The sequence below is a fragment of the Parasphingorhabdus sp. genome (assembly GCF_041748495.1).
In the GTDB taxonomy this organism is placed as follows: Bacteria; Pseudomonadota; Alphaproteobacteria; order Sphingomonadales; family Sphingomonadaceae; genus Parasphingorhabdus.
On record NZ_JBGTDD010000109.1, the window covers coordinates 1 to 25,325 of the forward strand.

Sequence of the window (25,325 nt, forward strand, 5' to 3'; positions counted from 1 at the left end):
CAACTTTGGATCGTCTGGCCTCTCCCCGTTCGTCTCGAGCGAAGTCGAGAGACCCTGGCGCTCGCCATCCGGCGCCCCGGCTGCGCTCGACGCGAAGGCACCGGAAGATGCTTCCAATTCTTCCATTTTCGCATAGCCATGACCCAGCCGCCAGAGACCTCCCTTGTCCCACAACTGGGTCTGGTGCCCGGTCACATCCTTCGCCAGATCCATCCCTTCCAGCCCCGCCCAGGCCCGCGCCTTGGCGAGCAGCTCGTCGATATCAAACTTCCCATCGGGATCATAAGCGATCACCGCATTGGGTGCACCGGCTTCGCGGATCCGCCGGGTCAGCGCCCGTGTATCGACTCCGCTCAACCCGATCCGGCCCTGTTCCGCCATCCACTGGTCAAACGGCTTCTGGTCGCGAAAATTGCTCGGCGCGGTCACATCCTCGCGGACGATACAGCCCAGCGCATGCGGCCTGTCGGCCTCGACATCCTCGTCATTGGTCCCGGTATTGCCGATATGGGGAAAGGTGAAGGTCACGATCTGCCCGGCATAGCTGGGGTCGGTCATCACCTCCTGATAGCCGGTCATCGCGGTGTTGAAGCAGACTTCGCCGACCGCGGAGCCGGTCGCGCCAAAGCCCCTGCCCCACACGATCGTCCCGTCGGCCAATACCAATATCCCTGTTGCACCCTCGGGAGCGTCGGGATTATGGGCATGGGTCATGGGCTGTTCCTTCGGGTCCGTGGTAGGCGCAAAATTTCATGCGGCCTAGAGCCAGATTTCTGACGCCACAATCTATGAAAAAAATTATCTTCCCGCTATAGTGGTCGCTTACTCCAAAAATATGAGGGACGCCATGATTCGCGATACCGTGAAAGCCGCGCAAATTGCCGCCATGAAGGCCGGTGACAAGGACCGCACTGCCGCCACGCGCAGCATATTGGCGAAGATCAAGGACAAGGATATCGAACTGCGGACCAGGGATGATGCCCGGGACGATGACGCGATCCTGATCGATGTCCTCCAGAAAATGGCCAAGCAGCGCCGCGAATCGATCGAAATGTTCGAATCCGGCGGCCGCACCGAACTGGCGGCAGCGGAGAAGATGGAACTGGCGGTGATCGAGGAATTCCTCCCCGCGCAGCTCAGCGACGAGGAAACCGCAGCCCTGATCGCCGGCATCAAGGCGGAACTCGGCGCCGACGGCATGAAGGACATGGGCCGGGTGATGGGCGAACTCAAACAGCGCCACGGCACCGAAATCGACATGAGCAAAGCCAGCGCCCTGGTAAAGGCGGCGCTGGCGTGAAAATCATCGATTACCTTCGGAGTGCAGCACTGACTTGCCGTTCGTGTCGAGCGAAGTCGAGACACCTGGAAGGCGCATAATTGGCCTTCTGGACCTACATGCTGCGATGCGCAGACGGTAAGTTCTACACCGGTCACACGGATGATTTGGAGCGCCGGATGGCCGAACATGGCAGCGGTGGATATTGCAAGTTTACCAGCGTGCGACGACCTTTAGAGTTGGCCTGGTGCGAGACCTTCCCCACTCGAGAAGAGGCCTTGTCAGCCGAGTTCGCAGTCAAGAAATGGTCTCAAGCCAAGAAGCGCGCACTCATTGCAGGGGACTGGAAAAAATTGTCCTATTTCTCAAAACCACCGAAGGAACGTCTCTCGACTTCGCTCGAGACGAACGGCGAGATAGGCGCGCCAAAGACCGTTCGTGTCGAGCGTAGTCGAGACATCGAGAATACAGAATGACCCTTTCCCCGCAATGGCTCGAAGAACTGCGATCGCGTGTCACGCTGTCGTCGCTGATCGGGCGAACGGTGAAGGTACAGAAGGCCGGCCGCGAATATAAGGCCTGCTGCCCGTTCCATAACGAGAAAACACCCAGCTTCACGATCAACGACGAAAAGGGCTTCTACCATTGCTTCGGCTGCGGCGCCCATGGCGATGCGATCAGCTGGATGACCGAGCAGCGCGGTCTTGGCTTCATGGACGCGGTCAAGGATCTCGCCGCCGAAGCGCAGATGGAAGTCCCTGCCCCCGATCCCCGCGCGGCACAGCGGCAGGAGACTCGCGCCACCCTGCATGACGTCATGGCGGCGGCACAGGACTGGTTTGTGACCCAGTTCAACGGCATCGACGGCGCTCCGGCGCGGGACTATCTCAAAAATCGGGGCATATCCGAGAAGACCATCCGCGAGTTCGGTTTCGGCTTCGCCCCCGATTCCCGCGGTCGGCTGAAGGACGCGCTCTCCGTTCACGGCATCGACCAGTTGATCGAGGCGGGTCTGCTGATCCAGGTCGATGACAAGGAGCCCTATGACCGGTTCCGCGGCCGCCTGATGATTCCGATCCGCGATCCGCGCGGCCGGGTGATCGCCTTTGGCGGCCGGATCCTGGGCGATGGCGAGCCCAAATATCTCAACAGCCCCGATACGCCTCTGTTCGACAAGGGCCGCACCCTCTACAATCTCGACAAGGCCTCGCCTGCGTCCCGCCAGACCGGGCGGACATTGGTCGTCGAGGGCTATATGGATGCCATTGCGCTGGCCCAGGCCGGCTTCGCCGATGTCGTTGCCCCGCTCGGCACGGCGCTGACCGAACATCAGATCGAGCGTCTCTGGAAGATGGTCGAAGCGCCGATCCTCTGTTTTGACGGCGACAACGCCGGTCAGAAGGCGGCGATGCGCGCGGCCTTGCGGGCGCTGCCGCTATTGCGGCCAGCGCACAGCCTGAATTTCATATCGCTGCCTGCCGGGCAGGACCCCGATGACCTGATCCGCTCCGGCGGTGCCCATGCTTTTGCCGCTCTGATCGCGAAACCGCAGATGCTCGACGACAAGATCTGGCAGGTGGAATATGACGCCGAACCGCTGGGTACACCGGAGGCCAAGGCTGGCCTGAAGAAGCGCCTGTCCGATCATGCGCGCGAAATCGCCGATCCGGATATTGCCGAGCATTATCGACAGGAATTTCAGGACCGCTACCAGGCCGCCTTCTTTGCTCCCCGCGACAACCGGTCCGACAACCGGCGTGCGCCGAGCTATAATCGCAAATTCCCGTCGAAATTTGTCTCCTACAAACCGATGGATGATACGAAAACCTTTTTGATCGAAGGTTATGACCTGCAGATCGCCAAGGGCATATTGGGCGGCCTGATCCGCCATCCCTGCCGGATTTCCGGGCATTTTGAAGAGCTAAGCGCCATCAAGCTGGCCGATTCGCAATTGCAGGCCCTGCTCGGCGAATTGATCAATGCCGCCATGAGCAAAGAAACGCTTGATATGCAGGGCCTTCTTACCATATTGGAAAAGACAGATTGTTATAATGTCGCAAAAGGGCTGTTACGGGCCGATGCGCTGAGTTTCACTTTCAACCGCAAGCTGCCAGACGATGCCCCTTCGCTTTTGATCGAACGGGCGCATCGGGATTTGGCAGAAGCGATTCTGGTTGTGACAGCGCGCCCCGGACTGGAAGCGGCTCTGGCAGAGGCGACGCGGCGAGTGCAGGACGATCTTACGGAAGAAAGTTATGCCGAGCAGCAGCGCCTTCGCCAAGCAAAGCAGTTGTTTCACGAGCGGTTGGTTGATCTGACCCAGATCGACGACACGATGTAGTTTTAAATTAGGGGCCTGAGCCATTGGCAAGTAAAGCAAAAAATTCCAAAGCCGAAGACGAACCGTTGATCGATCTGAACGACAGTGCGATCAAAAAGTTGATCGCCCAGGGAAAGAAGCGCGGCTATCTGACGATTGACGAACTGAACGAAGCCCTGCCCCAGGACCAGAACGAACAGATTGAAGACGTCATGTCGGCCATCTCCGAAATGGGTGTCCGTATCGTCGAGAATGACGAGGAAGTCGCCGAAGAACTGGGCGGAGACGAAGTCGAATCGATCGACGGCAAGGACAAGGATAAAAAATCCGCTGCCGCCGTCCCGAAAAAAGCGGCAGCCGATCGCACCGACGATCCGGTGCGCATGTATTTGCGCGAGATGGGCGCCGTGGAACTGCTCAGCCGCGAAGGCGAAATTGCCATTGCCAAGCGCATCGAAGCTGGCCGCGACACCATGATCTGGGGACTTTGCGAGAGCCCGACCACGTTTAACGCGATCATCGAATGGTCGACCGCGCTCAACGACGGCGAGATGCAGCTCCGCGAAATTCTCGATCTCGACGCCATGCTGTCCAAGGACCCTGTTCCGGAAAATCTGGAAGAAGGCGACGATGATGATGGCGAAATCAGCGAAAAGACCGCTGGCCCGTCCTTCAAGGATGATGACGAGGTCGAGGACGCCGAACCGGCCGATGGCGAAGATGATGATGAAGCCGAGCTGACCGAACGCCGCACCAAGCGCGTGGTCGAGGAGGAAGAGGAAGACAATACCCTCTCGCTCGCGCAGATGGAAGAAGCCCTGAAACCCGACGCGCTGGAAAAATTCGCTCTGATCACATCGGTGTTCAAGAAATTCTCGAAATTGCAAACGACCCGCTTGGAATCGCTGGCAGCTGGCAAGGATTTCCCGCCCGCATCCGAGATAAAATATCATAATTTGCGCGAAGAATTGACCGCATTGGTCGAAAGCGTGCAATTTCACGCCAACAAGATCGAATTTCTGGTCGATCAGCTCTATTCGTTCAATCGCCGCCTGACCACGCTCGGCGGACAGATGCTCCGGCTGGCCGAGCGGCACAAGGTTCCCCGCCGTGCGTTTCTGGAAAGCTATGTCGGCAACGAACTGGACGACAACTGGATGGCCAGCATGGCCAAGACCGACAAGAAATGGGCGACCTTTGTCGAGAAGGAAGCGGACGCCGTCGATCGCATCCGCGCGGAAATCTCCGATATCGCCAATGCCACCGGCACGTCGCTGGTCGAATTCCGCCGCATCGTCAACATGGTGCAAAAGGGCGAGCGCGAAGCGCGCATCGCCAAGAAGGAAATGGTTGAGGCCAATCTCCGTCTCGTCATCTCGATCGCCAAAAAATATACCAACCGCGGCCTGCAGTTCCTCGATCTTATCCAGGAAGGCAATATCGGCCTGATGAAAGCGGTCGACAAGTTCGAATATCGCCGCGGCTACAAGTTCAGCACCTATGCCACATGGTGGATCCGTCAGGCCATCACGCGGTCGATTGCCGATCAGGCGCGCACCATCCGCATTCCGGTGCACATGATCGAAACGATCAACAAGTTGGTTCGCACCAGCCGTCAGTTCCTTCACGAGCAGGGCCGCGAGCCGACTCCGGAAGAAATGGCCGAGCGCCTGTCGATGCCGCTGGAAAAAGTGCGCAAGGTGATGAAAATCGCCAAGGAACCGATTTCGCTCGAAACCCCGATTGGCGACGAGGAAGATTCCCATCTCGGCGATTTCATCGAGGACAAGAACGCGATCATCCCCGTCGATGCGGCGATTCAGGCCAATCTGAAGGAAACCGTAACCCGCGTTCTGGCAAGCCTTACCCCTCGAGAAGAGCGCGTGCTACGCATGCGTTTCGGCATCGGCATGAATACCGATCACACGCTCGAGGAAGTCGGCCAGCAGTTCAGCGTTACCCGCGAGCGGATCCGGCAGATCGAGGCCAAGGCGTTGAGAAAGCTGAAACATCCCAGCCGCAGCCGCAAGATGCGCAGCTTCCTGGACCAATAGACCCGCGCCGGCCGCTCGACTGCATGGTCGGATGCCATGCCCGAGAACTATGGCTGAGAACTATGGCCGACAACTATGGTTTGCAAATCCCTAACGGTCGGTAAACCGACTCTTTAGGTATCACCTATATACTCGACATCAGGCGAAGATGCTCAGGGCATTTTCCAACCATTTCGGGATATCGGACACGCGATGCTAGGACAAAATGCACAATGGGTGACCTCGCCCGGCTTCGCTGGACCGGTCGGCACATATGGCAGCGACTCCGCGCCCTATGTGCAGCTCATCACCGAGGATTTTTCGACCTTGTCCGGCGCTGATACCGCTGACATCGCCCATTTCCTCTGCGTGTTGCACGGCCGGCATCCGGGCGTCGTCGATCATGCCGCGACCAAGACGGTCGACGATGCAGCGCGGGAATGGCTGGTCCAGGCGACCGACGGCTTCGCTGCCGAACGCGCTTTCCTGACGAAGCTAACCGTGGCGGCGGGGCCGATTTCTGGCGTCAGCGTCGACGATCAGAGCAATGCCGCCGTACTCGGTCAGCGCAAGGCGCTGGAGATGCTGTCCCAGTCCGATCGCAGCGGCTGCGCCATTGGCGCCGCCATCGGGCTGGCCGCAGACTGGCATCATGTCCGAAAGATACTGGAACGGATCGCCCTGCGGGTCGGGGTCGAGGCACGCGCCTCCGTCCTGCCGAATATCGAACAGTCCGCTGCGCTCCACAGCCGCCTCGCGACAACTCCGATGATGGAACGGGCCCTGAATTTCGGTGCGGAACAGTTGCTCAATCAGCATCGTGGCCTGTGGCAGCTTCTCGAAGCCCGGCGCAACACCCGCCTTTCCCGCTGACAAAGCACATATCCGATCGATCTTAACTAAATGATTAACTTGCCTGGATTGGGCATTTTCCCTATCGCCTATGCTTTGACGTTCACGGCAAGGAATAGAATATCATGCGTTTTGACGGTACCCAGGACTATGTTGCAACCGACGATCTGAAGGTAGCTGTCAACGCCGCCATGACCCTCCGGCGCCCCCTCCTCGTCAAGGGCGAACCCGGAACCGGCAAAACCGTGCTGGCCTATGAAATCGCCAAGGCGATGGAGACACCGCTGATCGAGTGGAACGTCAAATCCACCACCAAGGCCCATCAGGGCCTCTACGAATATGATGCGGTGGCGCGTCTGCGCGACGGCCAGCTGGGAGACGAGCGGGTCCACGACATTTCCAACTATATCCGCAAGGGCAAGCTTTGGGAGGCCTTCACCGCTCCCGAACTGCCGGTCCTGCTGATCGACGAGATCGACAAGGCGGATATCGAATTTCCGAACGACCTGCTTCAGGAACTCGATCGCATGGAATTTCATGTCTATGAAACGAAAGAGACGATCAAGGCGGTGGAACGGCCGATCGTGATCATCACGTCGAACAACGAGAAGGAATTACCCGATGCGTTTCTCCGCCGTTGTTTCTTCCACTATATCAAATTCCCCGACCGCGAGACGATGCAGGAAATCATCAACGTCCACTTCCCCAATATTCAGGGCATATTGGTGAAAAAGGCGATGGACATTTTTTACGACGTCCGCGACGTTCCGGGGCTCAAGAAAAAACCCAGCACCAGCGAATTGCTCGACTGGTTGAAACTGATCCTCAACGAGGACATGCCGTTGGAAGTCCTGCAATCGCAGGATTCCAGCAAGGCCATCCCGCCCTTGCATGGCGCATTGCTGAAGAACGAACAGGATGTGATGCTGTTCGAACGGCTCGCGTTCATGGCGAAGCGGGAAGCGCGCTAGGCTGGGGCCGGAACGATGTTCTTTAACTTCATGGACGAACTCAGAGCCGCTGGCATTACCGCCTCGCTCAAGGAACATCTGGTGTTGCTTGAGGCGCTCGAGAAGGATGTGATCCGGCGCAGTCCGGAAGAATTCTACTATCTCTCCCGCGCGACCTTCGTGAAGGACGAAGGCCTGCTGGACCGTTTTGATCAGGTCTTCTCGAAAGTGTTCAAGGGGATCGAGACCAGTTACGGCGTGCAGGAAGAGGATATCCCGTTAGACTGGCTGAAGGCGGTCGCGGAGAAATATCTCTCCGAAGAGGAAATGGAAAAGATCAATTCCCTCGGCAGCTGGGACGAGATTATGGAGACGCTGAAAGAGCGGCTCGCGGAACAGGAAAAGCGGCACGAAGGCGGCAGCAAGTGGATCGGCACCGGCGGCACCTCGCCTTACGGCAATTCCGGCTATAATCCCGAAGGCGTCCGGATCGGTGGCGAAGGCGGCCAGAAAAAGGCGATCAAGGTCTGGGACAAGCGCGAGTTTCAGAATCTCGACAACAGCAAGCTTCTCGGCACGCGCAACATCAAGGTGGCGCTGCGCCGGCTGCGCAAATTTGCCCGTGAAGGTGCCGCCGAAGAGCTTGATATCGACCGGACGATCGACGGTACCGCCAAGCAGGGCTGGCTCGATATCCACATGCGGGCGGAACGGCACAATGCGGTCAAACTATTGCTGTTTCTGGATGTTGGGGGATCCATGGATCCCTTCATCAAGCTTTGCGAGGAACTGTTCAGCGCGGCGACCTCCGAGTTCAAGAATCTTGAGTTTTTCTATTTCCACAACTGCCCCTATGAAGGCGTGTGGAAGGACAATCGCCGGCGCTTTTCGGAACGGACCAATACTTGGGACATCCTCCACAAATATGGCCATGATTATAAGCTGATCTTCGTCGGCGACGCGTCGATGAGTCCTTATGAAATCACCCATCCGGGCGGCTCGGTCGAACATTTCAACGAAGAAGCCGGGGTCACCTGGATGCACCGGCTGACCAACACCTATCCCGCCGCTGCCTGGCTCAATCCGGTCCCGGAAAAGCAATGGGGCTATTCGCAAAGCGTCAAGATCATCCGCGAACTGATGAATGACCGCATGTATCCGCTGACCGTCGATGGTCTCAGCGATGCGATGAAGGAACTGACCCGCAAGCAGGGCTGATGCTTAGCTTTCGATCGCCAGCAAGGTGGTGCCGTCATATTTTTCGGCCGCCGGTTCGAAAATTTCCGATATTTCGAAATGCAGCTCTTCGACCCGCACGTCTTTCAGCCCGGAAAGCTTGAACGTGCCGATCTTGACTTCCTTCGGCGGTTGACCGTCTTTTTCCAGCGGTATGGCGTCGACATACATCTCTTCGTGCCGCGTATAGAGAATATGCGGCGCCAGCTTGAAAATCGTGTTGTTATAGGTCGCGGCCACACATTTTTTCAGCGCGACGCCTTCGAATATTTCTTTGCTCGGTAACATTCTCCCAAATTACCAGATTTGCCGCCAAATGCAATAAGTATGTTGCAGTGCAGCATTTCAATAAAGGAGATGATCTGTCACTGTCTCAGCCCAGGCCTGCTCGTCCGGCACCGTGAAAGCGTCCAGATCGTTGGGATTCGCATCGGGATTCTCGATCCACTGCCGCAAGGCCGGTCCCCCGTTGATTACGTCGAACGCCAACTTGTCCAGTTCATATTCATAGGGAAAATTGCGCCACAATTCATATCCGGGATAAAGTTCCCCGATCACTTTGAACGCCAGCGCCTGCAGGCGCCAGGGACGGAAAGCCTGGTGATCATAGGCTGGTCCCTCGGCATGGATCTGGACGCCATTGCACAATTTGCCCTGATGCTTGTGAAATGTCGGTTCGAACCAGATTTCCCGCAACGTGCACCCGTTCAGCCATTGCGGTGCCTTTTGCTGCATTGCTGCGATCACCGCTCTTGCATCAATATCCGGCGCGCCAAACAGCTCCAGCGGCCGGGTGGTTCCCCGTCCTTCGGACAGCGTGGTCCCTTCCAGCATCACCGTCCCCGCATAGGCGCGCGCCATATTGACATTGGGCGCGTTCGGGCTGGGATTGATCCAGATGCGATCTTCCGGCCAGCCGAAGCCCGGACCTTGGGGCTGCCAACCCAGCATCGGGATCACATGGTAATCGACATCAAGATGCAAATGGCTGATCATCCATCGGCCCATTTCTCCCATGGTTAGCCCGTGCCGCATCGGCATTGGACCAGCGCCGACAAAACTTTCCCAGCCCTCTTCAAGCAGAGTGCCTTCGATTGGCCTGCCCGCAGGATTCGGCCGGTCCAGCACCCATATTGATTTGCCATGTTCGGCCGCTGCTTCGAGCATGTATCGGAGGGTGGTGATGAAGGTATATATCCGGCAACCGAGATCCTGGAGATCGATCAGGATGACATCGAATGTTTCCATCGATTGCGCCGTCGGCCGACGGACCTCGCCGTACAGGCTGAACACGGGGATATTGTGAACCGGGTCGAGATAATCCTCGGTCTCGATCATATTGTCCTGCTTGTCGCCCCGCAGGCCATGTTGCGGACCAAAAGCCGCGGTTAGGTTGATATCATCAAGGCCGGACAACGCATCCAGGCTATGGACAAGATCGTGCGTTACCGAAGCGGGATGCGCCAGCAACGCAACCCGTTTTCCCGCCAGCGGTCGACGCAGCTCGGCATCCTCGACCAACCTGTCTATTCCAAATTTTATCAACGTTCCGTCGCCTTCATTTCGAGTTTAAAGCAGTCCTGATGATGGAAATCCGGCCTACCTGCGGGATGCGCCAAAGCCCAGAGTGATTTCTCTCCATTTTGCATTTCTATGACGGCGGACAGGGCCGCTTCGAACTCGTTCTGGACCCAGTTATCCGGCAATCCGAAACTTGCTTCCAGGCCGATATGTGCGTCACTGAAATCCATGAATATTTCTGGTGCTTGTGCCATTGCGAGCTGATCCATCCCCTCGCGATAGCTGGAAAAGCTGTATCCGGCCCAGTTGCCCGAAGGAGCGAAGTTGAACTCGCAGTAGCGTTCTTTTCCGGGCTCCTTGAGGAATAGTTCGAAGCAGGTCCGCTGCCATAAATTGTCGGTGCGCTCGGACTGGTCGAGATCGTCAGGCAATATGACTTCATCGACATGGCCAGTGGCGTGGAATCTCAACCAGATCGTTCCGGTCTCGGACATCGACCATTCAACCGCAATTTGATCGATGGCCGATACGGGCGTAGAAGGGTGGCATTGCAGGTTCAAACGCATATTGCGACTTTCGTGATCCCCATGTAACGCACCCATCCATGACCCATTATCAATCTGATCTGCTGCGTCTACTGAATGATCGCGGCTATATCCACCAGTTAACCGATGCCGGCGGATTGGACAGCCTTGCCACCAACAGCATCATCCCAGGCTATATCGGATTCGATGTCACTGCGGATTCACTGCATGTGGGCAATCTGGTTCAGATCATGCTGCTTCGTCGCCTGCAACAGGCCGGACATAAGCCGATCGTGCTCATGGGCGGTGGAACCACCAAAGTGGGTGATCCTTCCGGCAAGGACGAGATGCGCAAAATGCTGGATGACGACGGGATCGCTTCAAATTTTGCCAAAATTCGTGGCTGTTTCGAGAATTTTCTGACCTTTGGCGATGGTCCGACCGATGCAGTCATGGTCAACAATGACGATTGGTTGAGCCAGCTTGAATATATACCGTTCTTGCGGGATGTCGGCCGTCATTTCACGATCAATCGCATGCTGACTTTTGATTCTGTAAAACTCAGGCTGGAGCGCGAGCAACCGCTAACCTTCCTCGAATTCAACTATATGATCCTGCAAGCCTATGATTTTCTCGAACTGTCCCGCCAATATGATTGCCGGCTGCAAATGGGGGGCTCCGACCAATGGGGCAATATTGTCAACGGAATTGAACTGGCCCGCCGAATGGAAGGGGCGGAGCTATTTGGCGTCACCACCCCGCTGATCACCAAGGCTGATGGCTCCAAAATGGGCAAATCCGTAGATGGCGCGATTTGGCTGAATGCTGACCGGCTTTCGCCTTACGATTATTGGCAATTCTGGCGCAACACCGACGACCGCGATGTTGGCAGGTTCCTGAAATTGTACACCGACATCGAACTGGACGAGATCAACCGTTTGGAAAAGCTCGAAGGCTCCGAGATCAACGAAGCCAAAAAGATACTGGCTGATGCCGCGACGACCATGGCCCATGGCCAAACTGCCGCGAATGCCGCTGCCCAGACCGCGCAACAGACGTTTGAGCAAGGCGCTGCTGGCAGCGATTTGCCGGTGCTGGAGATATCGGAAGCAGAGATTTCGATTCTCGATGCCTTGGTAGCGATCGGATTCTGCGCATCGAAAGGCGAAGCCAAGCGGCTCGTCGCAGGTGGTGGTGCCCGGATCGACGATGACGCTGTGAGCGACGCTGGCGCAATGATCGACCTGCCCGATGGCGACCGGAAAATATCGGCGGGCAAGAAGAAGCACGGGTTACTGCGCAGGGCCTGACGTCCTCGCCGCCCCCGCGGCTATTTGTGTTGTTTACCATTTATTCTCGATACGCCTCTATTGTCACGTTGAACCATTTTACGGAGTTCATCGGACATGACGCGCATATCGCCTGAGACATTACCAGATCTGCGACGTGCGACGCGTTTTCCGGTCGATTTTGAAACCACTTGCGAAATTCAGCCTGATCGGGAAATCCGGGTACGGATTGCCAATATTTCCGCCCATGGCATGATGCTGGTTGACCCACTCGACATGGCAAAGGGAGACCGGTTAATTGTCCGTTTGCCCGTTGCCGGACGTATTGAAGCCTATCTTGTCTGGTCCCATCAGGGCCGTCACGGTTTTGAATTTGAGCGGGTTATCCGCGAACCGGATTTCGTGGCAATGCTGGACAAGATCAACAGCCTTCAAAATCTATCCGCTGCGCAGCAGGCTGACACCCCAGTCCCGTTCGAAAAGATATAGCGCGATCCGGGCTGCCTGTCCTCTCTCACTGTCCAGACCGCCATCGCGATCGAGCAGCAGTCGGGCATCATCGGTTGCGGCTCCGATCAGTTCGCTAACCTGTGCCGGGGTCGCGATGCGAAAGCCCGCATCGCCCGATTGCCGAGTACCCAATAATTCCCCCGCCCCGCGCAAGCGAAGATCTTCCTCCGCAATACGAAAGCCATCATTTGTCTCGCGCATCAAGCTGAGCCGGGCGCGCGCCGTTTCGCTCAATGTTTCGCCGCGAATCAACAGGCAGTTGGACTTGACGCTGCCCCGGCCGACCCGCCCGCGCAGCTGATGCAACTGGGCGAGCCCGAAACGATCCGCAGCTTCGATGATCATCAGGCTGGCATTAGGCACATCGACCCCGACTTCGATCACCGTGGTCGCGACAAGCACCTTGATTTCGTCGCGCTGAAAACGAGCCATGACCAGATCCTTTTCCGGCCCCTTCATCCGGCCATGGACCAGCCCGACTTGGTCACCGAACCGGGCTTTTAGACTGCCGGCTCGCTCTTCTGCCGCGGCCAGATCGCTTTTTTCGCTCTCATCAATCAGCGGACAGACCCAGTAAGCCTGGCCACCCGCAGCGATATGCCGGGCCAGACCTTCGATAACCTCCGGCAAGCGGGCGTCGGAAATCACGCTGGTGTCGATCGCTTGCCGCCCCGGAGGTAGCTCATCGATGCGCGAGACATCCATTTCGCCATATTGGCTGAGCGTCAGCGTCCGGGGAATCGGCGTAGCGGTCATCGCCAGCAAATGCGGTGTTCGGGCGGCCTTCTGCGTCAACATGAGGCGCTGTGAAACTCCGAATTTATGCTGCTCGTCGATAACAGCCACGGCGAGATTCTTGTAACGGACATGCTCCTGAAAAATCGCATGGGTGCCGATCAATATGTTAATCGATCCATCCATCAGCCCCATCAACGTGGCTTCCCGCACCCTGCCCTTGTCGCGCCCGGTTAGGATCGCAAGGTTGACCGGAACACCCGCCAACAATTTCTGCAGACTTTCAAAATGCTGCCGCGCCAGAATTTCGGTTGGAGCCAGAAAAGCGCCCTGATATCCCGCTTCCACCGCCGATAGCAGGGCCATCACCGCAACCAGGGTCTTTCCCGAGCCGACATCACCCTGAAGCAAGCGCAGCATGGGCGAATTTTGGGCAAGATCGCCTTCTATTTCCGCAATACAGCGTTTCTGGGCGTTGGTCAGTTCAAACGGCAATTTCATTTGATCCCGCAGCCTGCCGTCACTCTGGATCGGAATCCCCTTCTTGCTGCGGTTGCTGGCGCGCACCAGCATGAATGCCAGCTGGTTGGCGAACACCTCGTCATAAGCCAGTCTATCGCTCGCGTCCTCGCCTTCGCTGGAATGAAGCGCCAATATGCTATCCTTCCAATTCTTCCATTTCTTGGCCGCAAGCTGGCTCGGCTCAACCCATTCGGGCAGCGACGGCGCAATCGCCAGCGACTGTTCGATCAGTTGCCGCATGCGCGCATTGCCCAGTCCGTCCGCCAAAGGATAGATCGGCTCCAGCAAAGCGATATCGTCCCCCTGCCCCAGCTCAAGCACCTGATCGGGATGGACAATCTGCAGCTCATCGCCGTAACGCTCGAGTTTCCCGGAAATGATCTTCGGTTCGCCCAGCGGCAGCAATTTCTTGGGCCAGCCCGGATTCCGTCCGAAAAAGGTCAGGCTGATATAATTGCCCAGCTTGTCCGTCGCATGCACCCGCAACGGGCTGCGAGGACCGCCAGTGCGATAATCAACCGGAGTGACCTGCACGATGATCGTCTCTCCCACATCGACTTCATCCAGAATATCGACGCGTTTGCGGTGCATCCAATAGCTTGGTTGATGGTAGAGCAGATCCTTGACCCGGGTCAGCCGCAGTTTCTCCAGCGGCTTGGCCAGCACCTTGCCAATGCCCTTGAGCGACTGGGTTTCGCCAAATAATGGATTGAGTATCTCGGGCCGCATGTCTATCCGCCTTTATACCTCGCTGGCGCAATATGCCAGCCAAGTTGGAGCAGCAGATATGGACCGCGAAACAAGGCTGAAAAGGCTGCAATTTCGCGCATGGCATCGCGGAACCAGAGAGGCCGATTTCCTGATCGGTGGTTTCTTTGATCGCTATGCCGAGGACTGGTCGGAACCAGAGATGGACTGGTTTGAAAGCCTGCTTTCCGAAGATGACGTGGATGTCATGGCCTGGGCAATCGGAACGCTGCCCGTTCCCGCCGCTTTTGACGGACCGCAAATGGATGCCATGCAGCAACTCGACTATATTGACGCAACGAAATAATGCTCTTCCCCCATGATAAAAAGTCATTTTGAGTGTCTTATCCCGATAGATTGATTTCCTCCGAAAAGGCCATGACGCTAGCCGGTGTACCGGTTGGCTATCGACCGCTGTTTCTATCGAACCTCGCAGTCGAATCCGGCAGGCGAACGGTGTTTGTCGCCACCGACGACGCAGCGATGAGCGCAGTTGTGGAAGCTGCCCGTTTTTTTGTGCCGGAACTGGAAACCATTGAATTCCCGGCATGGGACTGCCTGCCCTATGACCGCGCATCCCCGGCGTTGCATACGACTTCGGACCGGCTTGCGGCCTTGGCCAAGCTTGCCCTCCCCTGCACGGCGGCGCAACTGGTTGTCACGACGGTCAATGCCGTCACCCAGCGAGTACTCGCCCCATCCCGAATCAAGGAATTTGTCACCCGGCTCGCACCCGGAACGATCCTCGAACAGGAAAAGCTGATCTCTTTCCTCTATGCCAACGGCTTCGTGCGCGTGGATACTGTAGCTGACAGCGGAGAATTTGCAGCGCGCGGCGGTCTGATCGATCTGTTTCCGCCGGGTGCCGAACTGCCGATCCGGATTGATCTTTTTGGCGACGAGATCGAGAGCCTGCGGCAATTCGACCCGGCCGACCAGCGCACCGTCGGCAATATCGACAAACTTGATCTGCTGCCGGTATCGGAATTGCTGATGGATGCCGGCAGCATCACTCGCTTCCGTACCCGCTATCGTGATCTTTTTGGCGCGGTTTCGACAAGCGATGCCCTTTATCAATCGATCTCCGAAGGCCGACGGTTGGCCGGGATGGAACATTGGTTGCCACTGCTCGAAGACCAGCTTGTCACGATATTTGATTATCTCGCAGATGATTGCATAATTTTGCGCGATGCAGCCGGATCAGCTGCGGCAGAAGCCCAGTTTACGTCCATCGCAGACTATCACAAGAACCGGGTTGAGGCGGACAAGGCCAATCTGTCAAGCTACCGTCCGCTGCCGCCGGAGCTGCTGTATCTGACTCCCGAAGAATGGCGGTCACAAGAGAATGATGCGCCAGTCCATATTCTGAGCGAGTTTGACGAACCGGAGTCTGCAACCGTACTGTCGATGTCGGTATCGTCACCCCGCGATTTTTCGCCGGAGCGGGCGCGGAACGAGAATATCTATCGGGCATTGATCGCCCATCTCAACAGTCTGGCGAAGGCTGGAACCACAGCCATTGTTGCCAGCTATAGCAAGGGTTCGCGGGCGCGCATTTTTGACCTGCTCAAGGATCATGATGTAAAGACAGCTGTACTTTGTGATGACTGGCAAGCATGCCTGTCAGCCGCGCCCGGGGTGGCGCTGACCATCTTGCCGCTCTCTTCGGGTTTTCGCACCGAAAGCCTGTCTCTGCTCACCGAACAGGATATTTTCGGAGACCGGCTGGTCCGCAAATCCAAGCGGCGCAAAAGCAGCGATGCGTTTATTGAGGAACTTTCAGCGCTCAGCCAGGGCGATCTGGTTGTCCATCTGGAACATGGCATCGGCTTGTACGAAGGCATAGTTTCGATTCCGGTTGGCACCAGCCCGCATGACTGCGTCCATCTGAAATATGCTGGCGGCGACAAGCTCTACGTCCCGGTCGAGAATATTGACGTTCTCAGCCGCTATGGTGAAGGCGGGGACAGCGTCGTGCTCGACCGGCTGGGCGGTGAGGGCTGGCAGCGGCGCAAATCCAGGCTGAAGGAGCGCATCCGCGCTATTGCCCATGAGCTGCTCAGAACCGCCGCTGCTCGCGCGCTGCAGCCGGCAACGCCGGCTCGCGTTGAAGCCTCCGAAATGGCAGGTTTCGTGGATCGTTTCCCCTATCAGGAAACCGATGATCAACAACAGGCCATCGAGGAAGTGCTCGGCGACATGGCCTCCGGCAAGGCGATGGATCGTCTGGTCTGCGGCGATGTCGGCTTTGGCAAGACCGAGGTCGCGATGCGCGCCGCCTTTGCTGCGGCCATGGCCGGGATGCAGGTCGCCATAATCGCCCCGACCACCCTGCTGGCTCGTCAGCATTTCAATAATTTTGAAGAACGGTTTCGGCCCTTCCCATTGAAGATCGGCCGGCTGTCGCGCCTGGTTCCGCCTGCCGAGGCCAAAAAAACCCGCGAAGCCCTGACCAGCGGCGATGTCGATATCGTGATTGGTACCCATGCCCTGCTCGCCAAGTCGATAGAATTTCAGAGGCTCGGTCTGATCATCATTGATGAAGAGCAACGTTTCGGCGTGACCCACAAGGAGCGTCTCAAGGCAATGAAAGCCGACGTCCATGTGCTGACCCTGACCGCCACGCCGATCCCGCGCACATTGCAGATGGCGATGACCGGCATGCGGGAACTGTCGGTCATCCAGACTCCTCCGGTCGATCGTCTCGCTGTGCGGACATATGTGATGCCTTGGGACCCTGTGCCGCTGCGCGAGGCATTGCTCCGCGAACATTATCGTGGCGGCCAATCGTTTATCGTCGTTCCGCGCATAGCCGACCTGCCGGACATTGAGGATTTTCTCAAGAAACATGCCCCGGAATTGACCTATGTGGTCGCGCATGGACAGATGGCGCCGGCGACCGTGGAAGAACGGATGTCCGCCTTTTACGACCGCAACTATGATGTGTTGCTCTCGACCACGATTGTCGAAAGCGGCCTGGATATTCCGAGCGCCAACACCTTGATCATCCACCGCGCCGACCGCTTCGGCCTGGCCCAGCTCTATCAGCTCAGAGGCCGGGTCGGGCGGTCCAAAACGCGCGCTTATGCCTATATGGTCACGCCAAAAGACCGTATCATCACCGAAAAGGCCGAGAAACGGCTGAAGATTCTGGGTGATCTCGACAGTTTGGGTGCCGGTTTCGAACTCGCCAGCCATGATCTCGATATCCGCGGGGCCGGCAATTTGCTGGGCGACGAACAATCCGGGCATATCAAGGAAGTCGGTTTCGAACTCTATCAGTCCATGCTGGAAGATGCGATATTGGAGGCGAAGGCCAAAGGTTCCGGCATGCCGTTACGAACAGATAGCTTCTCCCCCCAGATTACGGTCGATGCACCGATTCTGATCCCGGAAGAATATGTGCCAGACCTGTCCCTCCGGATGGGTCTCTATCGCCGGATGAACGGCCTTAAAACCCTGCCGGAAATCGAATCCTTTGCTGCGGAAATGATCGACAGATTTGGCGATCTGCCGATCCAGACCGACAATCTGCTCAAACTCATGCATATCAAAATGAACTGCGTGAATGCGCAGATAGCGAAAATCGAAATGGGGCCGCGCGGCGCGTTGGTCACCTTCCACAATGACCGGTTCCCCAATGTCCAGGGTCTGCTCGACTATGTCGACCGGCTCAAGGGAACCGCGCGTATCCGCCCCGACAATAAATTGTTCATCGAACGCAAATGGCGCGATCCCAAATCGAGGCTGCATGGCCTGACTCAATTGACCACGGGCCTGTCGAAGCTGGCACAACGCGCAGCCACCTAGTTGCTGCGCAAGGCGAAGGCTTCGAATTCGTCTGGCGAAAGCGGACCGGACCGCAGAAATCCCTGGAAATATTCGCAGCCCTGCTCGGCAAGGGTTTTCAACTGCGCTTCCGTTTCCACGCCTTCGGCGATTACGCTGAGATTCAGGCTGTGCGCCATGTCGATGATCGAACGGACCACCACCTGATCCTTAACCGAACCACTGATGTCGCCGGTCAGACCATTGTCGATTTTCAAATAGTCGACCGGCAGCTGTTTGAGATAGGACAGGCTGCTGTAGCCGGTACCAAAATCGTCGATCGCTATGCAAAGGCCGGCTTTCCGCAAGCGATGCAATTTGTCTGCCGAAGCCGACAGATTACCGATCAATTCAGATTCGGTGATTTCGAGAGTCAAGTGGTACGGATCGAAACCGGCGGTTTTGACCTGTCTCAGCATCTCATCATCAAATGCGGCGACCGCGAGATCGCCTGCCGTGACATTGAGTGACAGGCGCAGGAAGCCGAGGCTGGCCGGCCAATTGGCAGCCAGGGTCAATGCCTGCTTGTGAATTTGCGTCGAGAGCGTTTCCATCACCCCGGCCCGCTCCGCTACGGCGAACAGCGTAGCAGCCCCCAAAAGCCCATATTCGGGATGCTCCCAGCGCGCCAACGCTTCCGCGCCGACCAGTTGCCCGGTATCGACCTTCATCTGCGGCTGGAAGGCGATGACGATTTCACCGCGGCCCATTGCTCCTGTCAGCTGATCTTCGAGCACCTCTTCCAGATGCACGTCGGCTTCAGAAACATCGCTGAAATTAATTGGCAGGGCATCCGCCGCCGTCGCTTCGGCAAGCGCCAGAACCGCTTTTCTGATCAATGTCTTCGCGCTCGAAACTTCACTGCCGATCGCGACCCCGGCGCGCGCAACCGGGTTGATTGGTCGGCCTTCCAACTGCAGATCCCCAAACACACTGCCGATCAGTTCGCTAGCAAAATCGGAGATCTTGTCGTTCGACATGTTGGCGAGCGCGATCAGAAAATTCTGACCATCCAGACGCGCTACCAGATGCGGACCTTTATATTTTTTCTGCGTATGATCCATCAGCCTGTGCCCGACAATGCGGAGCAGATGGTCCCCGGCGTGTCGCCCGAAAGCGGCATTGATCATCCGGAAATTCTTGATGCCGATCGCAATCAGCGTCAACTGGCTATCATCTTCCAGTTGCTGCCCGATCCAGGCGCGGGCCGCTACCGCATTGCGTAACCCGGACAGCAGATCCCGCCCGGTCCAGTCATCGGCTCGCTTTTCGTCCGCGAGATATTCAATCCGGCCGAAAATCCGGCCATCGGCTTCGTGCAAATGAAGGATCACCGGTCGGCCGTTCAGCTGGTGCGGCACCGCGGCCTGCCGCGCTCCATCGCGCAGCCGTCCCATCGCCCCGCGGACACGCTTCCGTTCTTCTTGCGACAATGTGCGGTAGATGCCGGTTACGGGATATTGCCGGAAATCAATTTTGCTAGCCTCTGCCAGCAAACTGTCGCTTATCCAATGTTCGTTGACCGCATTCAGCCTCATCGACCATTGCAAATCCGCGATGGTCAAGAGGGACTGCTCGTGACTAGCATGTTCGGCACCGCCTCTGAAATTCTCGACATAGCGAAAGGCATAGTTGATCGCCTGTTCAAGATCCGCGCCGTTATCGGCAAGATCCAGATAGTGGGTCGCCCCTGCGTCATAACATTGTCCGACGATGCCGCGATTCTGTCGGCTATCGACCAGCGCCAAAAGAGCAATACCGCCATCAGACGCGGCTCCGGCAAGTTCGGTGAGGGCCTGCAAGCCTTCACGTTCCGCCAGGCGGACATCGATCACCGCGATCATGGCACCGGCAGAAAAGAACCGGGCGCTGAGATTATCCAGTCTGCGGGCGGAATGGACGCGCCAGCCGAACGAGGCAATTTCTGCGGCCAGCGGATCGCGCTTGTGGAAGGAAAGCAGGAATAGATTTCTGAATTCAGCCGGATGCGCCGTCGAGGAAGAAGGTGGTTGGACGTCAAAACTCCTTTAAAGGGACAGCCAGGTCTTGGCTTTGCAAGCGATTGACTATCTTTTTCCGTAGCAGGAAATCCTTTATATGGCGTTGCTTGCGCATGCCAAAATCGCTAGCTTTGTTGTATTGAAACAACATGAGGCGGCCAATGCAAGACGGTTTCGGACGCAAAATTGATTATCTGCGGATTTCGGTGACGGACCGGTGCAATTTCCGCTGCCAATATTGCATGTCCGAGAAAATGACCTTCATGCCGAAGTCGGAGCTGCTGACGCTGGAAGAGATCACATTGATTGCCGAGCGCTTCATCGGCCACGGCATCCGCAAAATCCGTCTGACCGGCGGGGAACCACTGGTCAGACGCGACATGAAAGATGTTATCCAGCGCCTTGGCAGGAAAGTGGCATCGGGCGAACTGGACGAATTGACACTGACCACCAACGGGTCGCTGCTCAGCGAATATGCCGACCATCTCGCCGCCCACGGCATGCGGCGGATCAACGTCAGCATGGATACGCTTGACCCCGGCCGTTTTTCCGAAATCACCCGCGGCGCCGACGTGAAGGTCGTTCTCGATGGCATAGCGGCCGCCCGGGCCGCCGGCATCCGGGTAAAGATCAACATGGTCGCGTTGCGCGATTTCAACGAGGCGGATCTGCTGCCGATGACCGAATATTGCGCGGCAAATGGCCATGATCTGACCATCATCGAGACCATGCCGCTGGGTGATGTCGGTGCCGATCGCAAATTGGCCCATATATCCGCCGATGAATTCCTCCTTCCGTTGCAACGTCACTATGCCCTCGCCCCGATCGCCCATCGTAGTGCCGGACCGGCGCGCTATGTTTCGGTCGAACCGCTCGGACTACGGCTTGGCCTGATCACGCCGCTGAGCAACAATTTCTGCGACGACTGCAACCGGCTGCGCCTGACCACGGACGGCAAGATCTTCATGTGCCTTGGCCACAGCGCCCATGTCGACTTGCGCGCCGCCGTGCGCAAGGATGGTATCGCCGCCGTTGACCAACTGCTCCAACAGGCTCTAAAGCTCAAACCGCAACGGCATGATTTCAATGCCCAGCTCGACGGGTCCGCTGAGATATTGGAGCGCCATATGAACGTCACCGGCGGATGACCGCAAAGAAATGGGCACTGATCGTGTCGCCCACCCAGCCGGCGCAGGAAGCCGCGGAAATGCTCAAGCCGATGATCGACTGGGTCCCGCCGCAAGAGGCCGATCAGGCGGTTGTACTGGGCGGCGACGGCTTCATGCTGCAAACGCTCCACCAGATGCTCAATCGCCGGACGATCATGCCGGTTTACGGCATGAATCTCGGTACCGTCGGCTTCCTGATGAACAACTGGCATCTGGAAGACCTCGGCGAGCGCCTGGTCAAGGCCCGGGCGTTCAAGGTCAAGCCGCTCAGGATGGAGGTCGAGACCCTGTCCGGTGCCAGCTTCACCCTGCCCGCGATCAACGAAGTGTCGCTGCTCCGCGAGACCCGGCAAACCGCCAAGCTCGAGATCGAGATCAACGGCCGGGTGATGATGGAGGAACTGGTCTGCGACGGCGTTCTGGTCGCCACCCCGGCCGGCTCCACCGCCTATAATCTGTCCGCCAATGGCCCGATCCTACCGCTGACCTGCAATCTGCTGGCGTTGACCCCGATCAGCCCGTTCCGGCCCAGACGCTGGAAAGGCGCGATTCTGCCGGACAAGATGGAGATCAGCATCCGCGTACTCAACCCCGAAAAGCGGCCGGTCAGCGCGGTCGCCGACCAGCAGGAAGTCCGTGATGTCAGCCGCGTCACCGTCGCTGTCGACCGCAGCCAGGCGCTGACCATGTTGTTCGATCCGGAACATGCGCTTGACGATCGCATCGCCATGGAACAATTTGTCGTTTGATGGCTTGCGGGCCGCAAATCTCGTTGCTATAGGCGCGCTTCACCACGAAAAGCCCGATCCAGTATCGGGCATGTTCCCCGATAGCTCAGTGGTAGAGCATTCGACTGTTAATCGAATGGCCGTTGGTTCGAATCCAACTCGGGGAGCCACTTTTCTACTGACCAGACTTTCTGTAAATTCGGTGATTCTCCAAAAGGTCGTTTGGAATCGAAAGCGGTGCGCTCTTTTGCCGGAAAATTTTTTGTTCAGATAAATCTCCTTCTTGCTGATAAACTTTACAATCCTGACAAGGTTATCGAGCAAAATCTGCTCGTTCCCGCAGGACATGGCGATCGACCGTGTGCCATCCTGGAAACGCTCTTGATGCGTTGCGGACTCCCGCCAGACAATGAAGAGTCGAATCAATCATGGCGCGAATTTATCACAGACCTTAGATTGTAGGAAAGCATGGTCCGGACTTTGCCGAAGCGTTCTGCAGCATTAGCCACGGCAGCAGTGCACTTTTACAGCGAGAGCGCGCCTGTCCGACAATTCCCGTTCCTCATCTCGACTTCGGCAAACATGTGCCGCACTTTGGAACGCAATCACGATCCAGAATATGGGCTGACCTTGCAGCGCGCTGGTTTGACAGGGTTGAAGTGGTGCTGGCCTTCCCGGTGAAAAAGCAGCGTGAGCTTTTTGATGATTGCGCGGCGGCTCTCACGATCCGATGATCCCGTTGCGGAGATGACGATTGAGTGGAGCGTCCCGGAATCTCGAGCAATGCCCCGCCGGGCCACAAGCTTTTCGCGAAAACGGTCAAGATCGAGGCCCAAATTATCGTACCAGCAGCACCGGCACATGGACCGTCCGGATCATCGTGGTCGTCGTGCTTCCGACGATCAGCGTCCGGATCGGCGAATGGCCGTAGGCGCCCATCACCAGCATCGCGCCGGCTGTCTGCTCGACAATTGCGGCGATCAGGGATTCGGGCTTGCCCGAATCCAGCGTGGTCGTGACGATCCGTTCTTCGCCAAGGCGCGCAGCGGCGCTGTTCAGCGCGCGGCGGTGCGCCTCATTGTCCGTGTCCGCCATGACGATGTTCACCGGCAGCCCGGTAAACAGGGGGGATTCCACCAGTCGTTCCAGCGCACGATCGGCGGCGGGACTGGCATCATAGGCGAAGATAATATTCTGCGGCTCGGTATATTCGCGCGATGCGATCAGGACCGGTTTGGTACTGGCCCGGACGACCCGTTCGATATTCGATCCGATATGGCCTTGGGCAAATTCGTGACTGTCGCCGCGCTTGCCGATGATGACGACGCGGGCCCCCTGCTCGCGTTCCAATATCGTCTCGATGATACCGCCGTGCCGGTGCACCATGCGCACATCGGCGACCCCCCGCTCGCGCAGCCGCTTTTCTGCGGCGGCCAGCAACATCCGGCCGCGTTCCACTTTCAATTTGGTTTCGGCCGCTTCCATCTTGACCAGTTCTTCCATCAGGCTGGATTTGACCCCAAGACCGATCGCGCCCGACCGGTCGCCCCGTGCAGCGACGGCATCGCTGCGCTGCACCACGTGCAGCAGTTCAACGGGCATCTCCAGGCGCTGGGAAGCCCAGGCCGCAAGATCGCAGACGCTGTCGGCATAGCCCGAGGCGTCGATGCAGGTGAGCACATGTTCCATAATCTTGATCCTCTCAATGGCCGCCAAGTTGCCCCTCGGCACCCGGCTTGTCGTGGATGGCGAAACGATCAACCATGGCGGCGCTGGCCTTGTTGAGGCCGGTCACTGCCACTTCCGTGCCCTCGCGGCGGAATTTCAGGATCGCCTTGTCGAGCGTGCCGACCGCCGAAATATCCCAGAAATGCGCTTGTGACACGTCAATCACGACGCGGTCCAGCACTTCCCTGAAATCAAACGCCTCGACGAAGCTTTCGGAGGACGCAAAAAATACCTGGCCGGATACGCGGTACTGGCGCGACAGTCCGTCGGCCGACAGTTCGGATTCCACGGTGAAGATGCGCTTGACCTTACTGGCGAAGAAGAGGCCCGACAGGATCACGCCGGCGAGCACGCCTTGCGCCAGATCGTGCGTCCATACCACGATTACGACGGTCACCAGCATCACCACCGACGACTGCCACGGATGATGGCGGATATCGCGGATCGACTGCCACGAGAAGGTACCGATCGAGACCATGATCATCACCGCGACCAGCGCCGCCATCGGGATGATCGCGACCAGCGAACCCAGAACGAGGATCAGGAACAGCAGGAAGGAACCGGCAACGAAGGTCGACAGGCGGGTTTCGCCGCCAGACTTTACGTTGATCACCGACTGGCCGATCATCGCGCAACCGCCCATGCCGCCGAGGAAGCCGGTGAAGAAATTGGCAATGCCCTGTCCCTTCATCTCGCGCTGCTTGTCGGACGGGGTGTCGGTCAGATCATCGACGATCTGCGCGGTCAGCATCGATTCGAGCAGGCCGACAGCCGCCATGGTCGCCGAATAGGGCAGGATGATCTGCAGCGTTTCGAGTGTGAACGGCACATCGGGGATCAGCCATTCCGGTAGCGATGACGGCAATTCGCCCATGTCGCTCACGGTGCGCACATCGATTCCGAAATAGAACACCAGCGCCGTCAGGATCGCGATGGAGATCAGCGGCGATGGAATCGCCCTGGTCAGATAAGGGAACAGATAGATGATCGCCAGACCGCCCGCGACCAGGGCATAGGTCATCATCGGTACGCCGATGAGTTCGGGCAGTTGCGCGATGAAGATCAGGATCGCCAGCGCGTTGACAAAGCCGGTAATGACCGACCGCGACACATATTGCATCAGCAGATTGAGGCGCAGGAAACCGGCGACCAGCTGGATCACGCCCATCAGGATCGTGGCGGCGAACAGATAATCAAGGCCATGATCGCGGACCAGCGGCACCACCAGCACCGCGACCGCGGCGGTGGCAGCCGAGATCATCCCCTGACGCCCGCCGACCAGCGAGATGATCACCGCGATCGAGAAGGAGGCATAGAGACCGACGCGCGGATCGACTCCGGCGATGATCGAAAA

Annotated in this window: 21 protein-coding genes and 1 tRNA gene; 14 read left to right on the top strand and 8 right to left on the bottom strand. The window is 57.6% G+C overall.

What is annotated here, in order from left to right; genetic code table 11:
* On the bottom strand, positions 1–714 hold a 714-nt coding region (locus ACEW8J_RS09825; protein WP_373491462.1), incomplete at its 3' end, for a carbamoyl-phosphate synthase domain-containing protein.
* A gap of 133 nt (positions 715–847) precedes the next feature.
* Here ACEW8J_RS09825 and ACEW8J_RS09830 point away from each other — a divergent pair.
* The 7 genes from ACEW8J_RS09830 to ACEW8J_RS09860 all read left to right on the top strand — a co-directional run bounded on the left by ACEW8J_RS09830 (position 848) and on the right by ACEW8J_RS09860 (position 8,652).
* Positions 848–1,300: a GatB/YqeY domain-containing protein gene (locus tag ACEW8J_RS09830; RefSeq protein ID WP_373491463.1), complete on the top strand. Its 453-nt coding sequence runs from the start codon at positions 848–850 to the stop codon at positions 1,298–1,300.
* 80 nt (positions 1,301–1,380) lie between these two features.
* Complete coding sequence (locus ACEW8J_RS09835; protein WP_373491464.1) at positions 1,381–1,755, top strand: GIY-YIG nuclease family protein; 375 nt, start codon at positions 1,381–1,383, stop codon at positions 1,753–1,755.
* Positions 1,752–3,620 (top strand): DNA primase, encoded by a 1,869-nt coding sequence (gene dnaG, locus ACEW8J_RS09840; RefSeq protein ID WP_373491465.1) that lies wholly within the window; start codon positions 1,752–1,754, stop codon positions 3,618–3,620. The genes ACEW8J_RS09835 and dnaG overlap by 4 nt, the downstream gene beginning before the upstream one ends.
* Before the next feature lie 23 nt (positions 3,621–3,643).
* A complete protein-coding gene (gene rpoD, locus ACEW8J_RS09845; RefSeq protein ID WP_373491466.1) occupies positions 3,644–5,653 on the top strand; it encodes an RNA polymerase sigma factor RpoD in 2,010 nt (669 codons plus the stop codon).
* 192 nt (positions 5,654–5,845) lie between these two features.
* Complete coding sequence (locus tag ACEW8J_RS09850) at positions 5,846–6,505, top strand: hypothetical protein (RefSeq protein WP_373491467.1); 660 nt, start codon at positions 5,846–5,848, stop codon at positions 6,503–6,505.
* A 104-nt stretch (positions 6,506–6,609) separates the two neighbouring features.
* The gene (locus ACEW8J_RS09855; RefSeq protein WP_373491468.1) at positions 6,610–7,455 is read left to right on the top strand and encodes an AAA family ATPase; all 846 of its coding nucleotides are present in this window, start codon (positions 6,610–6,612) and stop codon (positions 7,453–7,455) included.
* 15 nt (positions 7,456–7,470) lie between these two features.
* Positions 7,471–8,652 carry a VWA domain-containing protein gene (locus ACEW8J_RS09860; RefSeq protein WP_373491469.1) on the top strand — a complete coding sequence of 394 codons (1,182 nt, stop codon included), beginning with the start codon at positions 7,471–7,473 and terminating at the stop codon, positions 8,650–8,652.
* A 3-nt stretch (positions 8,653–8,655) separates the two neighbouring features.
* Here the strand turns inward: ACEW8J_RS09860 and ACEW8J_RS09865 are convergent, their stop codons facing one another.
* Genes ACEW8J_RS09865 through ACEW8J_RS09875 form a run of 3 tightly spaced genes read right to left on the bottom strand, consistent with a single transcriptional unit; the run spans position 8,656 to position 10,757 of the window.
* The gene (locus tag ACEW8J_RS09865) at positions 8,656–8,958 is read right to left on the bottom strand and encodes a hypothetical protein (protein WP_373491470.1); all 303 of its coding nucleotides are present in this window, start codon (positions 8,956–8,958) and stop codon (positions 8,656–8,658) included.
* A gap of 57 nt (positions 8,959–9,015) precedes the next feature.
* Entirely contained in the window at positions 9,016–10,212 is a 1,197-nt protein-coding gene (locus ACEW8J_RS09870) for an exo-beta-N-acetylmuramidase NamZ domain-containing protein (protein ID WP_373491481.1), read from the bottom strand.
* Positions 10,212–10,757: a DOMON-like domain-containing protein gene (locus ACEW8J_RS09875; protein WP_373491471.1), complete on the bottom strand. Its 546-nt coding sequence runs from the start codon at positions 10,755–10,757 to the stop codon at positions 10,212–10,214. Before ACEW8J_RS09875 ends, ACEW8J_RS09870 begins: the two co-directional genes overlap by 1 nt.
* A 38-nt stretch (positions 10,758–10,795) precedes the next feature.
* Between ACEW8J_RS09875 and tyrS the strand changes: the two genes are divergently transcribed.
* Complete coding sequence (gene tyrS, locus ACEW8J_RS09880) at positions 10,796–12,025, top strand: tyrosine--tRNA ligase (RefSeq protein WP_373491472.1); 1,230 nt, start codon at positions 10,796–10,798, stop codon at positions 12,023–12,025.
* A 96-nt stretch (positions 12,026–12,121) separates the two neighbouring features.
* Positions 12,122–12,493, top strand: a complete 372-nt coding sequence (locus ACEW8J_RS09885; protein WP_373491473.1) for a PilZ domain-containing protein — start codon at positions 12,122–12,124, stop codon at positions 12,491–12,493.
* Here the strand turns inward: ACEW8J_RS09885 and recG are convergent.
* Complete coding sequence (recG, locus tag ACEW8J_RS09890) at positions 12,443–14,500, bottom strand: ATP-dependent DNA helicase RecG (RefSeq protein ID WP_373491474.1); 2,058 nt, start codon at positions 14,498–14,500, stop codon at positions 12,443–12,445. The genes ACEW8J_RS09885 and recG overlap by 51 nt on opposite strands.
* Before the next feature lie 58 nt (positions 14,501–14,558).
* Here recG and ACEW8J_RS09895 point away from each other — a divergent pair, with 58 nt between their 5' ends.
* Both ACEW8J_RS09895 and mfd read left to right on the top strand, forming a co-directional pair.
* A complete protein-coding gene (locus ACEW8J_RS09895) occupies positions 14,559–14,825 on the top strand; it encodes a succinate dehydrogenase assembly factor 2 (RefSeq protein ID WP_373491482.1) in 267 nt (88 codons plus the stop codon).
* A gap of 71 nt (positions 14,826–14,896) precedes the next feature.
* Positions 14,897–18,328: a transcription-repair coupling factor gene (gene mfd / locus ACEW8J_RS09900; RefSeq protein WP_373491475.1), complete on the top strand. Its 3,432-nt coding sequence runs from the start codon at positions 14,897–14,899 to the stop codon at positions 18,326–18,328.
* Here the strand turns inward: mfd and ACEW8J_RS09905 are convergent.
* Positions 18,325–20,190, bottom strand: a complete 1,866-nt coding sequence (locus ACEW8J_RS09905) for a putative bifunctional diguanylate cyclase/phosphodiesterase (RefSeq protein WP_373491476.1) — start codon at positions 20,188–20,190, stop codon at positions 18,325–18,327. The genes mfd and ACEW8J_RS09905 overlap by 4 nt on opposite strands.
* Before the next feature lie 317 nt (positions 20,191–20,507).
* On the opposite strand from ACEW8J_RS09905, the gene moaA reads away from it, so the two are divergent.
* The 3 genes from moaA (at position 20,508) to ACEW8J_RS09920 (ending at position 22,413) form a co-directional block, all read left to right on the top strand.
* Complete coding sequence (gene moaA / locus ACEW8J_RS09910; RefSeq protein WP_373491477.1) at positions 20,508–21,494, top strand: GTP 3',8-cyclase MoaA; 987 nt, start codon at positions 20,508–20,510, stop codon at positions 21,492–21,494.
* Complete coding sequence (locus tag ACEW8J_RS09915; protein WP_373491478.1) at positions 21,491–22,264, top strand: NAD kinase; 774 nt, start codon at positions 21,491–21,493, stop codon at positions 22,262–22,264. The genes moaA and ACEW8J_RS09915 overlap by 4 nt, the downstream gene beginning before the upstream one ends.
* Positions 22,265–22,338: 74 nt before the next feature.
* Positions 22,339–22,413: transfer RNA gene (locus ACEW8J_RS09920), tRNA-Asn, on the top strand.
* Positions 22,414–23,080: 667 nt separating this feature from the next.
* Here ACEW8J_RS09920 and ACEW8J_RS09925 read toward each other — a convergent pair.
* Positions 23,081–23,932, bottom strand: a complete 852-nt coding sequence (locus ACEW8J_RS09925; protein WP_373491479.1) for a universal stress protein — start codon at positions 23,930–23,932, stop codon at positions 23,081–23,083.
* Positions 23,933–23,945: 13 nt separating this feature from the next.
* Positions 23,946–25,325, bottom strand: a 1,380-nt coding sequence (locus tag ACEW8J_RS09930; RefSeq protein ID WP_373491480.1) for a SulP family inorganic anion transporter, incomplete at its 5' end; no start/stop codon positions are given.

Coding starts and splice junctions, on each gene's coding strand:
- ACEW8J_RS09830 (WP_373491463.1), top strand. CDS start 848: ATGATTCGCGATACCGTGAAAGCCGCGCAAATTGCCGCCATGAAGGCC.
- dnaG (WP_373491465.1), top strand. CDS start 1,752: ATGACCCTTTCCCCGCAATGGCTCGAAGAACTGCGATCGCGTGTCACG.
- ACEW8J_RS09850 (WP_373491467.1), top strand. CDS start 5,846: ATGCTAGGACAAAATGCACAATGGGTGACCTCGCCCGGCTTCGCTGGA.
- ACEW8J_RS09855 (WP_373491468.1), top strand. CDS start 6,610: ATGCGTTTTGACGGTACCCAGGACTATGTTGCAACCGACGATCTGAAG.
- ACEW8J_RS09860 (WP_373491469.1), top strand. CDS start 7,471: ATGTTCTTTAACTTCATGGACGAACTCAGAGCCGCTGGCATTACCGCC.
- ACEW8J_RS09865 (WP_373491470.1), bottom strand. CDS start 8,958: ATGTTACCGAGCAAAGAAATATTCGAAGGCGTCGCGCTGAAAAAATGT.
- ACEW8J_RS09875 (WP_373491471.1), bottom strand. CDS start 10,757: ATGCGTTTGAACCTGCAATGCCACCCTTCTACGCCCGTATCGGCCATC.
- tyrS (WP_373491472.1), top strand. CDS start 10,796: ATGACCCATTATCAATCTGATCTGCTGCGTCTACTGAATGATCGCGGC.
- ACEW8J_RS09885 (WP_373491473.1), top strand. CDS start 12,122: ATGACGCGCATATCGCCTGAGACATTACCAGATCTGCGACGTGCGACG.
- recG (WP_373491474.1), bottom strand. CDS start 14,500: ATGCGGCCCGAGATACTCAATCCATTATTTGGCGAAACCCAGTCGCTC.
- ACEW8J_RS09895 (WP_373491482.1), top strand. CDS start 14,559: ATGGACCGCGAAACAAGGCTGAAAAGGCTGCAATTTCGCGCATGGCAT.
- mfd (WP_373491475.1), top strand. CDS start 14,897: ATGACGCTAGCCGGTGTACCGGTTGGCTATCGACCGCTGTTTCTATCG.
- ACEW8J_RS09905 (WP_373491476.1), bottom strand. CDS start 20,190: ATGATCGCGGTGATCGATGTCCGCCTGGCGGAACGTGAAGGCTTGCAG.
- moaA (WP_373491477.1), top strand. CDS start 20,508: ATGCAAGACGGTTTCGGACGCAAAATTGATTATCTGCGGATTTCGGTG.
- ACEW8J_RS09915 (WP_373491478.1), top strand. CDS start 21,491: ATGACCGCAAAGAAATGGGCACTGATCGTGTCGCCCACCCAGCCGGCG.
- ACEW8J_RS09925 (WP_373491479.1), bottom strand. CDS start 23,932: ATGGAACATGTGCTCACCTGCATCGACGCCTCGGGCTATGCCGACAGC.